Here is a 16,724-nt window from a genome sequence, read left to right on the forward strand (position 1 = left end):
CTCGTGGCTCGCAAGCGCGAGAAGGGCTGGCCGCCGCCGCCCGAACCGCTGGGCGACGGCGTCGAGCTGGTCGACAACCACACGCACCTGCTCAGCGCCGTCGACGTGCTCCCCGAGGGTGAGGCCGTCCCGACGGCGTCCGAGGAGATCGCCTGGGCGCGCGCCGCGGGCGTGACGCGCCTCGTCCAGGTCGCGTGCGACGTCGACGCGATCGAGCCGGGCCTCGCCCTGGCGCGCGATCACGCCGAGGTCGTGCTCGCCGTCGCGATCCACCCCAACGAGGCCGTGCTGCACGCCGGGATCCACGAGGTTGCCCCCGACGGGCTCGACCCCGACCCCCGCGCCCGGCACGAGCTGAGCCTGGACGAGGCGATCGACGCTGTCGCCCGAGCCGCCCGCACCGACCGGGTGCGCGCGATCGGCGAGACGGGGCTGGACCACTTCCGCGGCGGCGAGCGCGGCCGCGCTGCCCAGCGCGAGTCGTTCCGGGCCCACATCGCCCTGGCGAAGGAGCTCGGTCTGCCGCTGCAGATCCACGATCGCGAGGCGCACGCCGAGGTGGTCGAGATCCTCCTCGCCGACGGCGCCCCCGACGCGACCGTCTTCCACTGCTTCTCCGGCGACGCGGCGATGGCGAGGGTGTGCGTCGAGAACGGCTGGTACCTGTCGATCGCCGGTCCGGTGACGTTCAGGGCGAACGACGACGGGCGCGACGCCGTGCGCGTCGCCCCGCTGGAGCGGCTCCTCCTCGAGACGGACGCCCCGTACCTCACGCCGCACCCGTACCGCGGCCGCCCCAACGGGCCCTACCTGCTGCCGCACACGCTGCGCGAGGTGGCCCGCGTCCGCGACGAGTCCGTCGCGCACGTCGCGGCCGTGACGACCGCGACGGCCGTGGACCTCTACGGCCCGTGGTGACGGACCGCCCGGTGTGTCGCCGCCCGCCGCGCCGGGGCGCCTCGCGATTCCGTGACCGTTCCGTTATCGTCGCCGGGTGCCGGGACGCCGGCCGGTGAGGAGCAACTACCAGGTGAGCAACGCACGTCGCGGGGTCAAGATCGGCCTCCACACGCTGATTCTCGGGACCCTCGTGACCGGGACCGCCACGGTCGTCGTGGCCCAGGTCCAGGGCGACGCCGCCCTCGCGGCTGACAGCGCCGCCGAGGTGGTGGTCGACCGCGAGGCGGTCGAGGCCGACATCGCTGACGGCAGCGCCGACGTCCCGATGACCAGCTCGCTCGCCGCGCAGGACGTCCAGCACGTCGTGCCCGCGTCCCGCTCGCAGGCCCGCGACCCGCTGCTCGAGGGCGTCACGTTCACCCTCGTCGTCGACGGCGTCACGACCGAGATCACCACCGCGGCCGCCACGCTCGGCGAGGCGCTGACCGAGGCCGGCGTCGCGCTCGGCTGGGAGGACCAGGTCACCGGAGACCTGACCGCCGCCCCGGAGGTCGGCGCCCAGATCCACGTCGGGCGCGCCACCACCACCTACGTCACCGACCAGGTCGTCACGCCGCACGAGGTCGAGGAGCGCAAGAGCTCCACGATGCTCGAGGGCGAGACCAGGGTCGTCCAGGAGGGCGTCGACGGCGACGAGCGCGTCACGTCCGAGGTCAGCCTCGTCGACGGCGTCGAGGTCTCCCGCACGACGGTCGTCGCGGTGCGCACCTCGACCGCCGTCACCGAGATCGTCGAGGTCGGCACCCGCAAGCCCGTCGTCGCGGCGGCGCCCCGCGCCACGACCTCCGGTTCCGGAACGCCCGCTCCGGCCACCCCGGCCGAGCCTGCCGCTCCGCTCACCCCCGCCGACCCCGGCAGCAACCGGGCCATCGCCCAGGAGCTGCTCTCGGCGCGCGGCTGGGACTCGGCGCAGTGGTCGTGCCTGGACTCCCTGTGGCAGAAGGAGTCCAACTGGAACCACCTCGCCAAGAACAAGTCGTCCGGTGCCTACGGCATCCCGCAGTCGCTGCCCGGCAACAAGATGGCCTCCGTCGGTTCGGACTGGCAGACCAACCCGGCCACGCAGATCACCTGGGGCCTGAACTACATCGAGGGTCGCTACGGCAACCCGTGCGGCGCGTGGGACCACTCCAAGCGCAAGAACTGGTACTGAGCCGCTCAGGACTCAGGACCAGCCGAACGCCCCGGACTCCAGGTCGATCTGAGCGTTGCCGGAGCCGAAGTTCAGCAACCCGATCTCCTCGAGCTCCAGGTACCAGGGAGTCAGACCCGTCGGCAGCTCGTTCACCGGAAAGCTCGTTCCGCCGAGGTGGCTGACCAGGTGCAGCGACCGGGCCCACTCCACGAGCTGGGAGTGCTCGTCCCGGGGGCTCACGTAGCCGTCCTCGGACGACCTCTCCCACGACTCGCGGGGCGCGAGGCCGCCGTTCGGGTCGGCGCGCGGAGCCAGCCAGATGCGGCGGTGTCGCCCCGCGTCGTCCCACGCGTTGAGCTGGGAGTCGTGCCTGTGCTCCCCAGGGCGTCGGACGTCGGGCGCGGGCGCGCGCGGCCCGCGCGCCAGCTCGTCGGCCGTGAGCCACACCAGGGCGTGCTCGGCGTCCAGGACGTCGGTGCGGCGACGCAGCATCGGGTGGTCCTCCGCCCGCGCGAGGTCGGCGAGGAACGGATCATCGGAGCCGGGGTCGGCCTGCACCTGCTCGGTGGGCATCGACTCCCCGCTCGAGGCGAAGTAGGCCAGGCCGGGGTGCTCGCTGCCCGCCCGCTGGAACTCCGCGGGGAGCCAGAGCGTCAGCGCGTGCATCATCGGCAGCCCGGTCACGCCGTTGCGGGGCCAGTGCTTCCACGCGAGGGCGGGGCCGAACCCGCCGCTCCAGCCGTGGTGCGGTTCCTGCGGGACCGGGCCCACGCGCGTGCGGGGGCGTGCGGGATCGGTGGCGACGCCGTCGTCGATCTCGAAGTGCAGGTTCCACGAGGGGGATGTCGGAGTGGGCACGCGGCGACGATAGCGCCGCGGCGACGCTGTGAGGCCTGCCACCAACGGTCGACCGGTCGATAACGATTCGGTTACGGTAGCGCGCGGGCCGCCCCGGACGGCAGGCCCTCAGCCAGCCGGAGGCTCGCCGCGGTGGAACCCACCCCCGCGACCCCGGGACGCGCCTGCCCAGGAGCTCCATGACCGACCCCACCACGCCCGAGACGCCCGACGCCGAGGACACCGCCGTCGTCGCCCCCGTCGCCGAGACCGCGACGGAGCGCACCGACGAGCTGGCGCAGGCCCGCGACGACGGCCCCGAGCACGAGGCGCCGCTCGCCGGCGCCGCGGAGGAGACCCGGCCCCGCCGGCCCCGCCGCGTGCTGGTCGGCAGCCTGGTGGCCGCGCTCGTCGTCGTGCTGGGGACAGGTGGGGCGGTCGCCGCCCACGCCCACAAGGTCGTCACCCTCGACGTCGACGGCGAGGCTGTCGCCTCGAGCTCGTTCCGCGGCAGCGTCGCCGGCTTCCTCGTGGAGAACGACATCACGCTCGGCGAGCACGACGAGGTCGTCCCCTCCCTCGACTCCCCGCTCCGCGAGGGTGAGGGCGTGAGCGTCCTGCGGGCGGTGCCGGTCGACATCGTCATGGACGGCCAGCAGGACGTGCTGTGGACGACGGCGGACGACGCCGGTGCCGCGCTCGCCGCGTTCAACCTCGAGGGGCGCGACGTCCAGATGGCCGTCTCGCGGTCGACCGGTCGCACCGAGATGGACCTGCCGCTGGGCGAGAACACGCGCCTGACCGTCGACGGCGGCACGCAGGAGCTCGAGCTCGACCCCGGCACCACGCTGCACGAGGCCCTCGAGGGCCTCGGCCTCACGCTCGCCGACCTCGACGAGATCACGGTCTCGAGCGAGGCGGACGGCACCTCCGTCGTGACGATCGTCCGCGTCGTCGTCGCCGAGCGCGTCGAGAACGAGGCCGTGCCCTTCACCAGCCGGGAGGAGGAGGACTCCACGCTCCTCGTCGGCACCACGACGGTCACCACCGAGGGGGTCGACGGCAACATCGAGCGCCGCTACGCCGTCACCACGCGCGACGGCGTCGAGATCTCCGCCGACCTCACCAGCGAGGCGACCACCGTCGCCATGGTCGAGAAGGTCACCGCCGTCGGCACGAAGCCCAAGCCCAAGCCCGTCGCGGCGACGCCGCGGGCCAGCGCCGGCGGGAGCTCGTCCTCGGGCTCCGGCAGCGCCCCCGCCCCGGCCGAGCCGGCCGCTCCCGTCGCGAGCGGCGACGTCTGGGGTCAGCTCGCGAAGTGCGAGTCCGGCGGCAACGCGAGCATCGTGAGCTCGAACGGCAAGTACCACGGCCTGTACCAGTTCACCGTCTCCACGTGGCAGTCCGTCGGCGGTTCGGGTCTCCCGTCGCAGGCGTCCGCCTCCGAGCAGACCGAGCGCGCCCAGGCGCTGCAGGCCCGCTCGGGCTGGGGACAGTGGCCCGCGTGCGCCCGCAAGCTCGGCCTGCTCTGAGCGCTCGACGGCGCTGACCGGCCCGGTCCGCAGCGCGCAGCCACGCCGACGGCGGGGTCCACCGACGAGGTGGGCCCCGCCGTCGTGCGTCTCGGGGTCCGTCCCGGTCGTTAGGCTCGCGGGGTGACCGATGCCCCCGCGCCCGACCCCGATCCCGCCCTCGCCGTCGACCTGCTGACCACGGCGGACGTGCGCGAGCTGCTCGGACTGACCGGGGTGCGCCCCACCAAGGCCCTCGGGCAGAACTTCGTCACGGACCCCGGCACCGTGCGCCGGATCGTCCGCGTCGCGGGCGTCCGGGCGGGCGAGGTCGTGGTGGAGGTCGGTCCCGGGCTCGGCTCGCTCACGCTCGGGCTGCTCGACGCCGGGGCGGCCGTCGTGGCCGTCGAGATCGATCCGCTGCTCGCGGAGCGGCTGCCGGCCACGGTGGCGCGGCAGGCGCCGCGCTGCGCCGACCGGCTGACGGTCGTCCTGTCCGACGCCCTCGAGATCACCGAGCTGCCGAGCATCGACGGCGTGGTGCCCACGCGGCTGGTGGCGAACCTGCCGTACAACGTCGCCGTCCCCGTGCTGCTGACGATGCTCGAGCGCTTCCCCGACGTGGCCGAGGTGCTCGTCATGGTCCAGGCCGAGGTCGCCGACCGCATCGCCGCGCCGCCCGGCTCCAAGACCTACGGAATCCCGTCGGTGAAGGCCGCCTGGTACTCCGAGGCGACCCGCGCCGGCTCCGTCGGTCGCAACGTCTTCTGGCCGACGCCGAACGTCGACTCCGCGCTCGTCCGGCTCGTTCGGCGCGACCCGCCCGCGGGGGAGGCCACGCGCGAGGCGACCTTCGCCGTCGTCGACGCGGCCTTCGCCCAGCGACGCAAGACGCTGCGCGCCGCGCTCGCCGGCTGGGCGGGATCGCCGGTTCGGGCCGAGGCGATCCTGCGCGCGGCCGGGGTGGACCCGACGCTGCGCGGCGAGCGGCTGACCGTGACGCAGTTCGCCGCGATCGCCGCCGCGGAGCCCGGCGTCGCCCGCTGACCGTCAGTCCTCCTGCGGGCCGTCACCCTCGTCCGTGGTCGCGGACCGCGGCAGCCGCGACCGTGGTGCTGCCCGGGTGTGGATCCGCTCGCCCGCGGCGTTGAAGATCGCGACGAGCTCGCACGGGGTCTCGCCGTGGCAGCTGAGGGCGTGCGGGGTGCGGGTGTCGAACTCGGCGGCCTCGCCCGGACCGAGCACCAGGTCGTGCTCGGCGAGCTGCAGGCGGAGCCGGCCGCTGATCACGTACAGCCACTCGTAGCCGTCGTGGGTCCGCAGGCTCGGTGGCGGCGGGCCCGGCTCGAACGTGATCCTCACGGTCTGGACCGGGGAGCCCTCCGGGGCGAGCGGCACCATCGTGACGCCGTCGCGCGTGTGGGCCTTGCGGCGCACGCGTGGATCCGGCACCGCCGGCGGGACGAGCTCGTCGAGCCCGAGCCGCAGCTCGCGCGCGAGTGGCAGCAGCAGCTCGAGGTTGGCCTGCCGCTTGCCGCTCTCGAGCCGGGAGAGCGTGCTGGGAGAGATACCGGCGCGCTCGGCCAGCGCCTCGAGCGTGAGGCCGGCGTCCGTGCGGGCAGCCCGCAGGCGCGGGCCGATCTCGTCGATGCGGGGGTCGGTCACCGATCGCCTCCGGGAGTCGGGGGGCGCTTGCTGATTCCGCAAACGCGCTTGCTGGCTCGACATCCTGCCATGCATGCTCGGGTCATGGAGAACACCGAGCAGCACCCCACGTCCTGGGACGTCGTCATCGTCGGCGGGGGATCCGCCGGCCTCAGCGCCGCCCTCACCCTCTCGCGCGCCCAGCGCCGCGTGCTGGTGCTGGACGGCGCACAGCCGCGCAACCGCTTCGCCGGCCACATGCACGGCGTGCTCGGCCACGACGGCCGGTCGCCGCTGGAGCTGCTGGAGATCGGCCGCCGCGAGGTCGCCTCCTACGGGGGAGTGGTGCGACCCGCCGCGGTCTCCGGGCTCGACCTGCGCGGCGAGGACGGCCTGTTCCGCGTGCACACCGACGGCGGCACGCTCGCCGCGCGGGCGGTGCTCGTGGCGACCGGCCTGGTCGACGAGCTGCCCGCCGTCCCCGGCCTGACCGAGCGCTGGGGCCGTGACGTCAACGCCTGCCCGTACTGCCACGGGGCGGAGGTGGCCGGGCGGCCGCTCGGCGTCGTCGCCACGAGCGCCATGGGGGTGCACCACGCCACGATGCTGCGGCAGTGGAGCCCGGACGTCACGTTCTTCAGCCATCTGGCCGGGGACCTCGACGCCGAGACGCTGGCCGGTTTCGCGGCGCGCGGCGTGCGGGTCGTGACCGAGCCCGTGGCCGAGGTGGTCGTCACGGACGACGCCGTGCGCGCCGTCGTCGCCGGCGGTCGCCACTACCCGGTCGAGGCGATCTTCACGGGGTCGACGATGCGACCGCTGGACGCCCTGCTGGTGGGCGCCGGCGCCGAGACGGTCGAGGCTCCGCAGGGGTTCACCGTCGTGCAGGCCGTGATGGGCCGCACCAGCGTGCCCGGGCTCTACGCCGCGGGCAACGTCGTCAACCCTGCCGCGACCGTCCCCGTGGCCATCGCGGAGGGCTTCCAGGCCGGGGTGATGATCAACTCCGAGCTCCTCGAGCTGGACGTCGCCGAGGCGCGGGCCCTCGCCGTCGACCGCGAGCGTCGGTGGGAGGAGCGCTACGGCGAGAGCGCGGGTCCGCAGTGGACCGGCCACGTCAACGCGAGCCTCGGCGACGTCGCCGCGGCGTGGGAGCCCGGCGCCGCGCTCGACCTCGGGGCCGGGGAGGGCGGCGACGCGCTGTGGCTGGCCGGGCGCGGGTGGGAGGTGACCGCCGTCGACATCTCGGCGACGGCGCTGGAGCGCGGTCGGGCGGCGGCGCAGGAGCGCGGCGTCGAAGGGGTCACCTGGGTGCAGGGCGACCTCGTGGCGTGGCAGCCGCAGCGGACCTACGACCTGGTCAGCGCACAGTTCCTCCAGGACTGGGAGGCGTTCCCGCGCGAGCAGGTGCTGCGGCGCGCGATGGGCGCGGTCGCGCGCGGAGGGCGGCTGGTGCTCGTCTCGCACGCGAGCATGACCCCGCGCGTCCCGCCGGCCGACGGCGAGCAGGGCCACCACGGACCGGGTCACCACGCGATGCCCACGCTCGACGAGGAGCTCACCACGCTCGGCCTGCCCGACCACGGCTGGGTGGTCGAGACCGCCGAGGTGCGACGGCGCGAGGTCGTGCGCGACGGCGAGACCTGGGACCTGGGCGACAACGTGGTGGTCGCGCGGCGCCTGGGCTGACGCGCGGCGCCCCGGCTGACGCGCGTCGCCCCACGGGGCAGCCTCAGTCGGAGGCGAGCTCCATCCACCGCTCCTCGAGCTCGGTGACCTCGGCCTGGATCTCCCGCAGCTGGGCGGCGAGCTTCTCCAGGCCGGGGTAGTCCGACGGGTCGTGCGCGGCCATCGCGTCGTGCACCTTCGCCGCGTCGCCCGAGCGCTTCTCCATCCGGCGCTCGAGCGAGGCGAGCTCCTTGCGGGCGGCGTGGCGCTCGGCGCCGGACGCGGCGGACGAGCCGGCCCCGGACCCACCGCCGGCCGAGGACGCACCCGACCCGGTGGCGGCCGCCGTCCCGGGCGTCCCGCGGCGCTCGGTGCCCGCCGCCTCGGCGGCCCGCAGCGCGAGGTACTCCTCGACGCCGCCGGGCAGGTGGCGCAGCGTGCCGCCGTCGGGCCCGGACAGCACCGCGTACTGGTTGTCGGTCACGCGCTCCAGCAGGTACCGGTCGTGCGAGACGACGAGCAGCGTGCCCGGCCAGCCGTCGAGGAGGTCCTCCATCGCGGCGAGCATGTCGGTGTCCATGTCGTTGGTCGGCTCGTCCAGCACGAGGACGTTCGGCTCGCCGAGCAGCACGAGCACGAGCTGCAGGCGGCGCTTCTGACCACCGGAGAGGTCCTTGACCGGGGTCGCCAGGTGCGCGGAGGTGAAGCCGAGCCGCTCGAGGATCTGGCCGGGGGTGAGCTCGTCGCCCGAGGCGGACGTGAACGCCACCCGGTAGGGCGCGATGACGTCCGTGATGCGCTTGTCGGCGACGCCGGCGAGCTCCTTGAGGTCCTGCGAGAGCCACGACGCCTTGACCGTCTTGCCGCGCTTGACGCGGCCGGAGGTCGGGTCGAGGTCGCCGGTCACCAGGCCGAGCAGCGTGGACTTGCCGGCGCCGTTGGCGCCGAGGATGCCGACGCGGTCGCCGGGGCCCAGGTGCCAGGAGATGTCGTGCAGGACGTCGCGGCTGCCGTCGTAGCTGACGCTCGCCCCGACCAGCTCGACGACGTCGCGGCCCAGCCGCGAGGTGGCCATCCGCGTCAGCGCGACGGTGTCGCGCACGGGCGGCTCGTCGGCGATCAGGGCGTTCGCGGCCTCGATGCGGAACTTGGGCTTGGCGGTGCGGGCGGGTGCGCCGCGGCGCAGCCAGGCCAGCTCCTTCTTCATGAGGTTGGCGCGCTTGGCGGCGATGGTCGAGGCCTGCCGGTCGCGCTCGACGCGCGCGAGCACGTAGGCGGCGTACCCGCCCTCGAACGGCTCGACGATCCCGTCGTGCACCTCCCACGTCGTCGTGGTCACCTCGTCGAGGAACCACCGGTCGTGGGTCACGACGGCGAACGCGCCCTGACCGGTCGCGAAGCGGGCCTTGAGGTGGGCCGCCAGCCAGGTCACGCCCTCGACGTCGAGGTGGTTGGTGGGCTCGTCGAGGAGCAGCACGTCGAGGTCGCGCACGAGCAGGGCCGCCAGGGCGGTGCGACGGCGCTGCCCGCCCGAGAGGGCCTCGACGGGCTGGTCCCAGGGGACGTCGGTGACGAGTCCGGACATCACGTCGCGGATGCGCGGGTCGGACGCCCACTCGTGCTCGGGGGCGTTGCCGACGATCGCGTGGCCGACGGTCTCGGTCGGGTCGAGCGAGTCGGTCTGGTCGAGCATGCCGACCGTGACCCCGCGGCGCATGGTGACGCGGCCGGAGTCCGGTTCGTTCTTGCCCGCGAGGAGGCGCATGAGCGAGGACTTGCCGTCGCCGTTGCGACCCACGAGGCCGACGTTGTCGCCGTCGGACAGTCCGAGGGAGACGCCGTCCAGGACGATGCGGTTGGGGAACTTCAGGCGCAGCTGTTCGGCGCCGAGGAGGTGTGCCATCGGGACACCAGCCTATCGGCGCGGGCGGTGGCGCCCGACGTCAGCGACCCTCGAGCGCGCGACGGTGGTCGTCGGTGAGCTCGAGGTAGTGCGCGGCGTTGTGCCGCAGGTGCGCCTTCTCCTCGTCGGTCAGGTCGCGCACGACCTTCGCGGGGACGCCGGCGACCAGGACGCCGGGCGGGACCACCTTCCCCGGCGTGACGAGCGCCCCGGCCGCGACCATCGAGCCGGCACCGATCACCGCGCCGGACATCACGGTCGCGCTCATGCCGACCAGGACCCCGTCGCCGATGCTGCAGCCGTGCAGCACGGCCCGGTGGCCGACCGAGACGTCGTCGCCGATGAGGGTGGGGGAGGAGTCCTCGACGTGGACGACGACGCCGTCCTGGAGGTTCGTCCGCGCGCCCACGACGATCTCGTGGCAGTCGCCGCGCAGCACGGCGGAGTACCAGACGCTCGCGTGCTCGCCGACGGTGACGGCGCCGGCGACGACGGTGCCGGGCGCGAGCCACGCCGTCGCGGAGATCCGGGGACGGCGGTCCCCGAGCGCGACGACGAGGGGGGCGGTGGGCGACGGCGTGCTCATGCGGTCTCCTGCGCGGTGTCGGTGTACTGGGTCAGGACGCCGCGCAGCAGCGCCGCCAGGTCCGCGGCCCCGCCGTCGGGCAGGGTCTCGAGCAGGGCGCGCTCGCGGGCGACGAGGTCGGCGACCGCTCCGTCGACGGCGGCGGTGCCCGCCTCGGTGAGCCGCACCAGCACGATGCGCCGGTCGCCCGACGAGCCGCGTCGGGCCACGAGTCCGCGCTCGGCGAGGCGGTCGATGCGGTTGGTCATGGTGCCGGAGGAGACGCGTGTCTCGGTCACGAGCCGGCCGGGGGTCAGCTCGTAGGGGGCGCCGGCCCGGCGCAGTGCGGCGAGCACGTCGAACTGCCACACGGCGAGGCCGTGCTCGCTGAACGCGTCCCGGCGCAGGTCCTGGATGCGACCGGCGAGGCGGTGCAGGCGGGAGAAGACGTGCATCGGCTCGACGTCGAGCGTGGGCAGCACCTCGCTCCACGCGCGGACGATGAGGTCGACCTCGTCCTGGCGCCCGGGGGTGGAACCCACGTCGGCGGTCATGGAGGGGAGCCTAACCTCTCGACGTCGAGAATCTCGACAGCAGAGAGAGTGGCGTCGCGCGCGGTCGGCGGGCGGCTCCCGAGCGGGGGTCGGGCTAGGAGTGGCGGGTGCGCTCGCGCAGGGTCGGGTCGGGCTGCAGGTCGGCCAGACCGTTCCAGGCCAGGTTCACCAGGTGGGCGGCGACCTCGCGCTTGTCGGGGGAGCGGGCCTCGAGCCACCACTGCCCCGTGAGGGCGATCATCCCGACGAGCATCTGGGCGTACATGGGGGCGGTGGAGGTGTCCAGACGCCGGCTCGCGAACTGCTCGGCGAGAAGGTGCTCGACCTGCGTGGCGACGTCGCCGATGAGCGAGGAGAACGTCCCGGTGGCCTGGGCGACGGGGGAGTCGCGCACGAGGATGCGGAACCCGTCGGTGTTGGCCTCGATGTAGTCCAGGAGCGCCAGCGCCGCGCTCTCGACGATGACCTTGGGGTGCCGGGTGGGGGCGAGCGCCGTGGTCAGCATGCTGGTGAGGCGCTCGACCTCGCGGTCGACGATGACCGCGTACATGCCCTCCTTGCCGCCGAAGTGCTCGTACACGACGGGCTTGGAGACGTCGGCACGGGCGGCGATCTCCTCGACGCTGGTGGCCTCGAAACCGCGCTCGGCGAACAGGGCGCGTCCGACGTCGAGCAGCTGGGCGCGTCGCTCGCGGGCCGTCATGCGGGCGCGGGTGGTCCGACGGGGCCGCGGACGCAGCGGCTCCGACGGCTGCTGCTCGGGCGCGCTGGTGGACTCCACGGGACCATCATGCCGTCTGCCACGGAGGTGGCGGGGCCATGGGGCAGAATCGTCGGGCGGCCGGGCCGGGCCCGGCCGCGGTCCGCCCTGGTGTAATGGCAGCACGCCGGCCTTTGGTGCCGTGCAGTCCGGGTTCGAATCCTGGGGGCGGAGCCGCGGCGTCCAGCCCTTCCGGCGCCTCGCATCCCGACCGTTCCCCACCGCCTCGACGTCCGGCGGGCGGCGGAGGGCGGGTGCGCCACGGGCTAGAGTTGGCCCGCCCGAGTGTCGACATGGGGAGAGAAGCGTTCGTGAGTCACCCGAGCCCAGCAGCCGTGATCGTCCTCGCCGCAGGTGAAGGCACGAGGATGCGGTCGGCCACCCCGAAGGTGCTGCACGCCATCGGCGGTCGGAGCCTTCTCGGCCACGTGCTGACCTCCGCCCGTGACCTCGAGCCGCAGCGCCTCGCCGTCGTCGTCCGGCACGAGCGCGAGGCGGTCGCCGCCCACGCCCTCGAGCTCGACCCCGCCGCCACGATCGCGGACCAGGACGACGTCAAGGGCACCGGCCGCGCCGCCTGGTGCGCGCTGGCGGCGCTGGACGCCCAGGCCGAGGTCGACGGCGCCGTCGTCGTCCTCGCCGGTGACGTCCCGCTGCTCGACGCGGGGACGCTCGGCGAGATGCTCGCGGCCCACGCCGCCGACGGCAACGCCGTCACCGTCCTGACCACCCGCGTGCCGGACCCGACGGGTTACGGCCGCATCGTGCGCGACGCCGACGGTTCGGTGCTGCGGATCGTCGAGGACCGCGACGCCGACGAGACCGAGCGCGCGATCGACGAGATCAACACCTCCGTGTACGCGTTCGACGCCGCCGTCCTGCGCGCGGCGCTCACCACGCTGCAGGACCCCGCCAGCGGGGCGACGTCGAACGCCCAGGGCGAGGTCTACCTGACCGACGTGCTCGCGCTGGCCCGGGCGACCGGCCCGGTGCGGGCCATCGAGACCGACGACCCGATCATCGTCGAGGGCGTCAACGACCGCGTGCAGCTCGCGACGCTCGGCGCCGAGCTCAACCGCCGCATGGTCACCGCGTGGATGCGCGAGGGCGTGACCGTGGTCGACCCCGCCTCCACCTGGGTGGACGTGACGGTCGAGCTCGCGCGCGACGTCACCCTCCTGCCCGGCGTGCAGCTGCACGGCGCGACGACGATCGGCGAGGGCACCACGGTCGGACCCGACACGACGCTGCGCGACTCGAGCGTCGGGGCCGGTGCGAGCGTCGTCCGCAGCCACGTCCTCGGGGCCCGGATCGCCGACGGCGCGACCGTCGGACCGTTCGCCCACCTCCGCGAGGGCACGGACCTCGGCGCCGGCGGCAAGATCGGCGGCTTCGTCGAGACCAAGAACGCGGTCGTCGGGGCCGGGACGAAGATCCCGCACCTGTCCTACGTCGGCGACGCCGAGATCGGGGCGGGCGCCAACATCGGCGCCGGCGTGATCCTGGCGAACTACGACGGCACCACCAAGAGCCGCACCACCATCGGCGACGGCGCGTTCGTCGGCAGCGACAGCGTCCTCGTGGCGCCGCTCACGATCGGTGCGGGGGCGTTCGTCGCCGCCGGGTCGACCGTGACGCGCGACGTCCCGGCGGGCGACCTCGCCGTCGAGCGCGGTCAGCAGAAGAACCTGCCCGACTGGGTGATCCGCCGTCGACCGGGCTCGCGCTCGGCCAGGGCGGCGACGGCGGCGCGCGACCAGGCGGCAGCAGCAGAATCGTCCGGAGCCGACGCCTCGTCGGAGCCGGTCAAGTCAGACCCGTCAGACATCTGACGAGCAACGTGAAGGGCGCGACGGCATGAGTGGCATCACAACGTTCGGAGAACGTCGACTCGTTCTCATCTCGGGCCGGGCCCACCCCGAGCTGGCCGAGCGTGTGGCCTCGGAGCTGGGTGTGGACCTCGTTCCGACGACCGCCTACGACTTCGCCTCGGGCGAGATCTACGTGCGGTTCGCGGAGAGCGTGCGCGGGGCCGACGCCTTCGTGCTCCAGAGCCACACCGCGCCGATCAACCAGTGGGTCATGGAGCACCTGCTCATGGTGGACGCGCTCAAGCGCGCGTCCGTCAAGCAGATCACCGCCGTGATGCCCTTCTACCCGTACGCGCGGCAGGACAAGAAGCACCGCGGCCGCGAGCCCATCTCGGCCCGCCTGATGGCCGATCTGTTCCGCACGGCCGGCGCGAACCGTCTGATGTCGGTCGACCTGCACGCGGCCCAGACCCAGGGCTTCTTCGACGGCCCCGTGGACCACCTGTTCGCGATGCCGACCCTCGTGGACTACGTCCGCACCCGCGTGGACCTGTCCAACGTCGTGGTCGTCTCGCCCGACGCCGGCCGGATCCGCGTCGCTGAGCAGTGGGCCGCGAAGCTCGGCGGCTGCCCGCTCGCGTTCGTGCACAAGACGCGCGACATCACGCGGCCGAACCAGTCCGTGGCCAACCGTGTGGTCGGTGACGTGGCCGGCCGCGACGCCGTCCTGGTCGACGACCTCATCGACACCGGCGGCACGATCGCCGAGGCGGTCCGGGTGCTCAAGGAGAACGGCGCCCGCAACGTCACCATCGTGGCGACGCACGGCGTGCTGTCCGACCCGGCCACCCGTCGCCTCGCGGAGTGCGGGGCGCAGGAGGTCGTCGTCACCGACACCCTCCCGATCCCGCGCGAGAAGCGGTTCGAGGGCCTGACCGTGCTGTCGATCGCGCCGCTGCTCGCCCGCGCCATCCGCGAGGTGTTCGACGAGGGCAGCGTCACCTCACTGTTCGACGGCAACGCCTGACGGGGTCCGTCACCGGGGGAGTGGGCGCACCGCCGTCGCGGCTGCGGGCGGTCCGCCGCCCCGTGGGTGAGGATGAGGACGTGGACACCCCCCGTGAGACCGAGGACCTCGAGGCGGCGCAGGACTTCGAGTTCGAGCGACGGTTCTTCGTCGCCGAGTTCCCCCGTGCCCTGCGCGACGCGCCGACCCTGATCGTCCAGTCCTACTTCCTGGCCGACGCCGGGTACGCGCTGCGCGTGCGGGTCCAGGCCTCCGAGGTCGAGGCCGACCTGGACGGCAGCAGCCGACCGCTCGACGTCCTCGCGGCCCACGGGCACCGGATGTCCATGGGGAGCGTCACCGTCAAGGGTCCGTCGGTCGGCGGGACGCGGTACGAGTCGGAGCGCCAGGTGGACCCGACGGTCGCCGTCGAGATGATCCGCCGCGGCGGCATGGCGATGTGCAAGACGCGCTACTCGCTGTGGGTCGGCGGCGACGGGTGGTCGATCGACGTCTTCGGCGGCGCGAACCACCCCCTGATCGTCGCGGAGTGCGAGCGCTCGGGCCCGGTCACCGACCTGGAGATCCCGTCGTTCTGCGTGACCGAGCTGACGGACGACCTCCGCTTCTCCAACGAGTCCCTCGCCTCGCGGCCCTACGGGGAGTGGGCGGTGGACTACCGGGCCGAGCTCGTCCGCACGGGGCCGGCGATGCGCGAGGACTTCGGCACGAACGCCTGACGGGGCCGCGGTGGGGTCTGCCGCGGATGCGGTGGGGCCCGACGGCGAGATCGGGTAAGATTGCCAGGTTGCCTCGGCGAGGGACCCGCGGGTCCGTGATCGACGCGGCTGGGACGCTCCGGTGACGGGGCTCGTCCCTGCTGCGCTCGACCGCGCCCCCGCCCTTCTCGCCGAGAGCCCCCGATCACCATTGCTCTCCAGGAGGAACCCATGGCCGAGGCCATCACCGCCACTCCCCGCTCCGAGTTCGGCAAGGGTGCGGCCCGCCGCACCCGTCGCGCCGGCCTGATCCCCGCCGTGCTCTACGGCCACGGCACCGACCCGGTGCACCTGTCCCTCCCGGGCCACGAGACCTTCCTCATCGTGAAGCACACCTCGAACGCGCTGCTCGAGCTCGCGATCGAGGGCGGCACCGAGCTCGCGCTGGTGAAGGACGTCCAGAAGGACGTCGTCACGAACGAGATCGAGCACATCGACCTCCTCCTCGTCCGTCGTGGCGAGAAGGTCACGGTCGACGTCGACGTCGTCACCGAGGGCGAGTCCTACCCGGGCACGATCCACTCGGTCGAGCTGCAGACGCTGACCGTCGAGGCGCTCGCCACCAACATCCCGACGCAGATCGTCGTCGACATCACGGACCTCGAGGACGGCGCGATCGTGCGCGTGTCCGACCTGGTCCTGCCCGAGGGCACCACGACGGAGATCGACGACGAGTCGCCCGTCGTCCTCATCACCGTGCCGCGCGCCAGCGCCCAGGACGAGGCCGACGAGGCCGCCGTCGAGGCCGCTGCCGCCGCCGCGTCGGCCGCGTCCGCCGCTGCCGCGGAGGCCTGAGCCTCCACCCACGGCTGTGTCGACGGCGTCCGGGCCTGTGCCCGGACGCCGTCGGCGTTCCACCACCCGCTGACCCCGTCGGCACTGCCCGCCCGCAACCGCATCGGAGCACCTCGTGAACACCGTCTGGCTCGTCGTCGGCCTGGCCAACCCCGGCTCGAAGTACGCCGGCAACCGGCACAACGTCGGGGCGATGGTGCTCGACGTGCTCGCATCGCGGATGAACGGCTCGTTCACGCAGCACAAGGCGCGCGCCGCCGTCCTCGACGCCCGGCTCGGCACGCTGCCCGGCGGGGTCCCGGGGCCGCGCGTGATCCTGGCGCGGCCCGCCACGTACATGAACACGTCCGGCGGCCCGGTGGCTGCGCTCATGCAGTTCTACGACGTCGACGCCGAGAACCTCCTCGTGGTGCACGACGAGCTGGACATCCCCGAGCACCAGCTGCGGCTCAAGCGCGGCGGCGGCGAGGGCGGGCACAACGGCCTGCGCTCGATCAGCTCCTCGATCGGCACGCGCGACTACGCCCGGCTGCGGGTCGGTGTCGGCCGCCCGCCCGGCCGGATGGATCCGGCCGACTACGTGCTGTCCGACTTCCCCGCCGCCCAGCGCGAGGAGCTCGGCGTGACGCTGCAGCTCGCGGCGGACGCGGTGGGCGACGTCGTGACGCAGGGGCTGCTGGCCTCGCAGAACGTCTGGAACACGAAGGACTGAGGGCGCGGTCGAGGACCGGATCCACCGCCCGCCGACCCCCGATGTCGGCGGTGAAACGTAGACTGGACCTCGCGACCGGAACCC

General features: G+C 73.9%; 16 protein-coding genes and 1 tRNA gene. 11 read left to right on the forward strand and 6 right to left on the reverse strand.

What is annotated here, in order from left to right; translation table 11 throughout:
* The first annotated feature begins 3 nt into the window (after positions 1 to 3).
* Positions 4 to 918 (forward strand): TatD family hydrolase, encoded by a 915-nt coding sequence (locus C8046_RS16300; RefSeq protein WP_109230349.1) that lies wholly within the window; start codon positions 4 to 6, stop codon positions 916 to 918.
* A gap of 112 nt (positions 919 to 1,030) precedes the next feature.
* Positions 1,031 to 2,113 (forward strand): G5 domain-containing protein, encoded by a 1,083-nt coding sequence (locus C8046_RS16305; RefSeq protein WP_109230350.1) that lies wholly within the window; start codon positions 1,031 to 1,033, stop codon positions 2,111 to 2,113.
* 12 nt (positions 2,114 to 2,125) lie between these two features.
* On the opposite strand, the gene C8046_RS16310 is transcribed toward C8046_RS16305, so the two are convergent.
* A complete protein-coding gene (locus C8046_RS16310) occupies positions 2,126 to 2,953 on the reverse strand; it encodes a hypothetical protein (RefSeq protein ID WP_109230351.1) in 828 nt (275 codons plus the stop codon).
* A gap of 179 nt (positions 2,954 to 3,132) precedes the next feature.
* On the opposite strand from C8046_RS16310, the gene C8046_RS16315 reads away from it, so the two are divergent.
* Together C8046_RS16315 and rsmA are read left to right on the forward strand one after the other, a co-directional pair.
* Entirely contained in the window at positions 3,133 to 4,464 is a 1,332-nt protein-coding gene (locus C8046_RS16315) for a resuscitation-promoting factor (protein WP_109230352.1), read from the forward strand.
* A gap of 123 nt (positions 4,465 to 4,587) precedes the next feature.
* Complete coding sequence (gene rsmA / locus C8046_RS16320) at positions 4,588 to 5,490, forward strand: 16S rRNA (adenine(1518)-N(6)/adenine(1519)-N(6))-dimethyltransferase RsmA (RefSeq protein WP_109230353.1); 903 nt, start codon at positions 4,588 to 4,590, stop codon at positions 5,488 to 5,490.
* 3 nt (positions 5,491 to 5,493) lie between these two features.
* Here the strand turns inward: rsmA and C8046_RS16325 are convergent, their stop codons facing one another.
* The gene (locus C8046_RS16325; protein WP_235866366.1) at positions 5,494 to 6,108 is read right to left on the reverse strand and encodes a helix-turn-helix domain-containing protein; all 615 of its coding nucleotides are present in this window, start codon (positions 6,106 to 6,108) and stop codon (positions 5,494 to 5,496) included.
* An 84-nt stretch (positions 6,109 to 6,192) separates the two neighbouring features.
* Here C8046_RS16325 and C8046_RS19605 point away from each other — a divergent pair, with 84 nt between their 5' ends.
* Positions 6,193 to 7,776: a bifunctional NAD(P)/FAD-dependent oxidoreductase/class I SAM-dependent methyltransferase gene (locus C8046_RS19605; RefSeq protein ID WP_158277246.1), complete on the forward strand. Its 1,584-nt coding sequence runs from the start codon at positions 6,193 to 6,195 to the stop codon at positions 7,774 to 7,776.
* Positions 7,777 to 7,819: 43 nt separating this feature from the next.
* On the opposite strand, the gene C8046_RS16335 is transcribed toward C8046_RS19605, so the two are convergent.
* The 4 genes from C8046_RS16335 to C8046_RS16350 all read right to left on the reverse strand — a co-directional run bounded on the left by C8046_RS16335 (position 7,820) and on the right by C8046_RS16350 (position 11,480).
* Positions 7,820 to 9,658 (reverse strand): ABC-F family ATP-binding cassette domain-containing protein, encoded by a 1,839-nt coding sequence (locus tag C8046_RS16335; protein WP_109230356.1) that lies wholly within the window; start codon positions 9,656 to 9,658, stop codon positions 7,820 to 7,822.
* Positions 9,659 to 9,698: 40 nt separating this feature from the next.
* Complete coding sequence (locus tag C8046_RS16340; RefSeq protein ID WP_109230357.1) at positions 9,699 to 10,244, reverse strand: gamma carbonic anhydrase family protein; 546 nt, start codon at positions 10,242 to 10,244, stop codon at positions 9,699 to 9,701.
* On the reverse strand, positions 10,241 to 10,777 hold the full coding sequence (locus C8046_RS16345) for a MarR family winged helix-turn-helix transcriptional regulator (protein ID WP_109230358.1): 537 nt from the start codon (positions 10,775 to 10,777) through the stop codon (positions 10,241 to 10,243). The genes C8046_RS16340 and C8046_RS16345 overlap by 4 nt, the downstream gene beginning before the upstream one ends.
* A 94-nt stretch (positions 10,778 to 10,871) precedes the next feature.
* Positions 10,872 to 11,480: a TetR/AcrR family transcriptional regulator gene (locus tag C8046_RS16350; RefSeq protein ID WP_109230997.1), complete on the reverse strand. Its 609-nt coding sequence runs from the start codon at positions 11,478 to 11,480 to the stop codon at positions 10,872 to 10,874.
* Between the two features lie 159 nt (positions 11,481 to 11,639).
* Between C8046_RS16350 and C8046_RS16355 the strand changes: the two genes are divergently transcribed.
* The 6 genes from C8046_RS16355 (at position 11,640) to pth (ending at position 16,640) form a co-directional block, all read left to right on the forward strand.
* A tRNA-Gln gene (locus C8046_RS16355) sits at positions 11,640 to 11,711 on the forward strand.
* Positions 11,712 to 11,848: 137 nt separating this feature from the next.
* Positions 11,849 to 13,369 carry a bifunctional UDP-N-acetylglucosamine diphosphorylase/glucosamine-1-phosphate N-acetyltransferase GlmU gene (glmU, locus tag C8046_RS16360; protein ID WP_109230359.1) on the forward strand — a complete coding sequence of 507 codons (1,521 nt, stop codon included), beginning with the start codon at positions 11,849 to 11,851 and terminating at the stop codon, positions 13,367 to 13,369.
* 25 nt (positions 13,370 to 13,394) lie between these two features.
* Positions 13,395 to 14,375: a ribose-phosphate diphosphokinase gene (locus C8046_RS16365; RefSeq protein ID WP_109230360.1), complete on the forward strand. Its 981-nt coding sequence runs from the start codon at positions 13,395 to 13,397 to the stop codon at positions 14,373 to 14,375.
* Positions 14,376 to 14,455: 80 nt separating this feature from the next.
* Positions 14,456 to 15,094, forward strand: a complete 639-nt coding sequence (locus tag C8046_RS16370; protein ID WP_109230361.1) for a CYTH domain-containing protein — start codon at positions 14,456 to 14,458, stop codon at positions 15,092 to 15,094.
* Between the two features lie 210 nt (positions 15,095 to 15,304).
* Complete coding sequence (locus C8046_RS16375; protein ID WP_109230362.1) at positions 15,305 to 15,928, forward strand: 50S ribosomal protein L25/general stress protein Ctc; 624 nt, start codon at positions 15,305 to 15,307, stop codon at positions 15,926 to 15,928.
* Between the two features lie 115 nt (positions 15,929 to 16,043).
* Positions 16,044 to 16,640: an aminoacyl-tRNA hydrolase gene (gene pth, locus C8046_RS16380; protein WP_109230363.1), complete on the forward strand. Its 597-nt coding sequence runs from the start codon at positions 16,044 to 16,046 to the stop codon at positions 16,638 to 16,640.
* Positions 16,641 to 16,724 lie beyond the last annotated feature (84 nt).

Source organism: Serinibacter arcticus, from assembly GCF_003121705.1.
GTDB lineage: Bacteria > Actinomycetota > Actinomycetes > Actinomycetales > Beutenbergiaceae > Litorihabitans.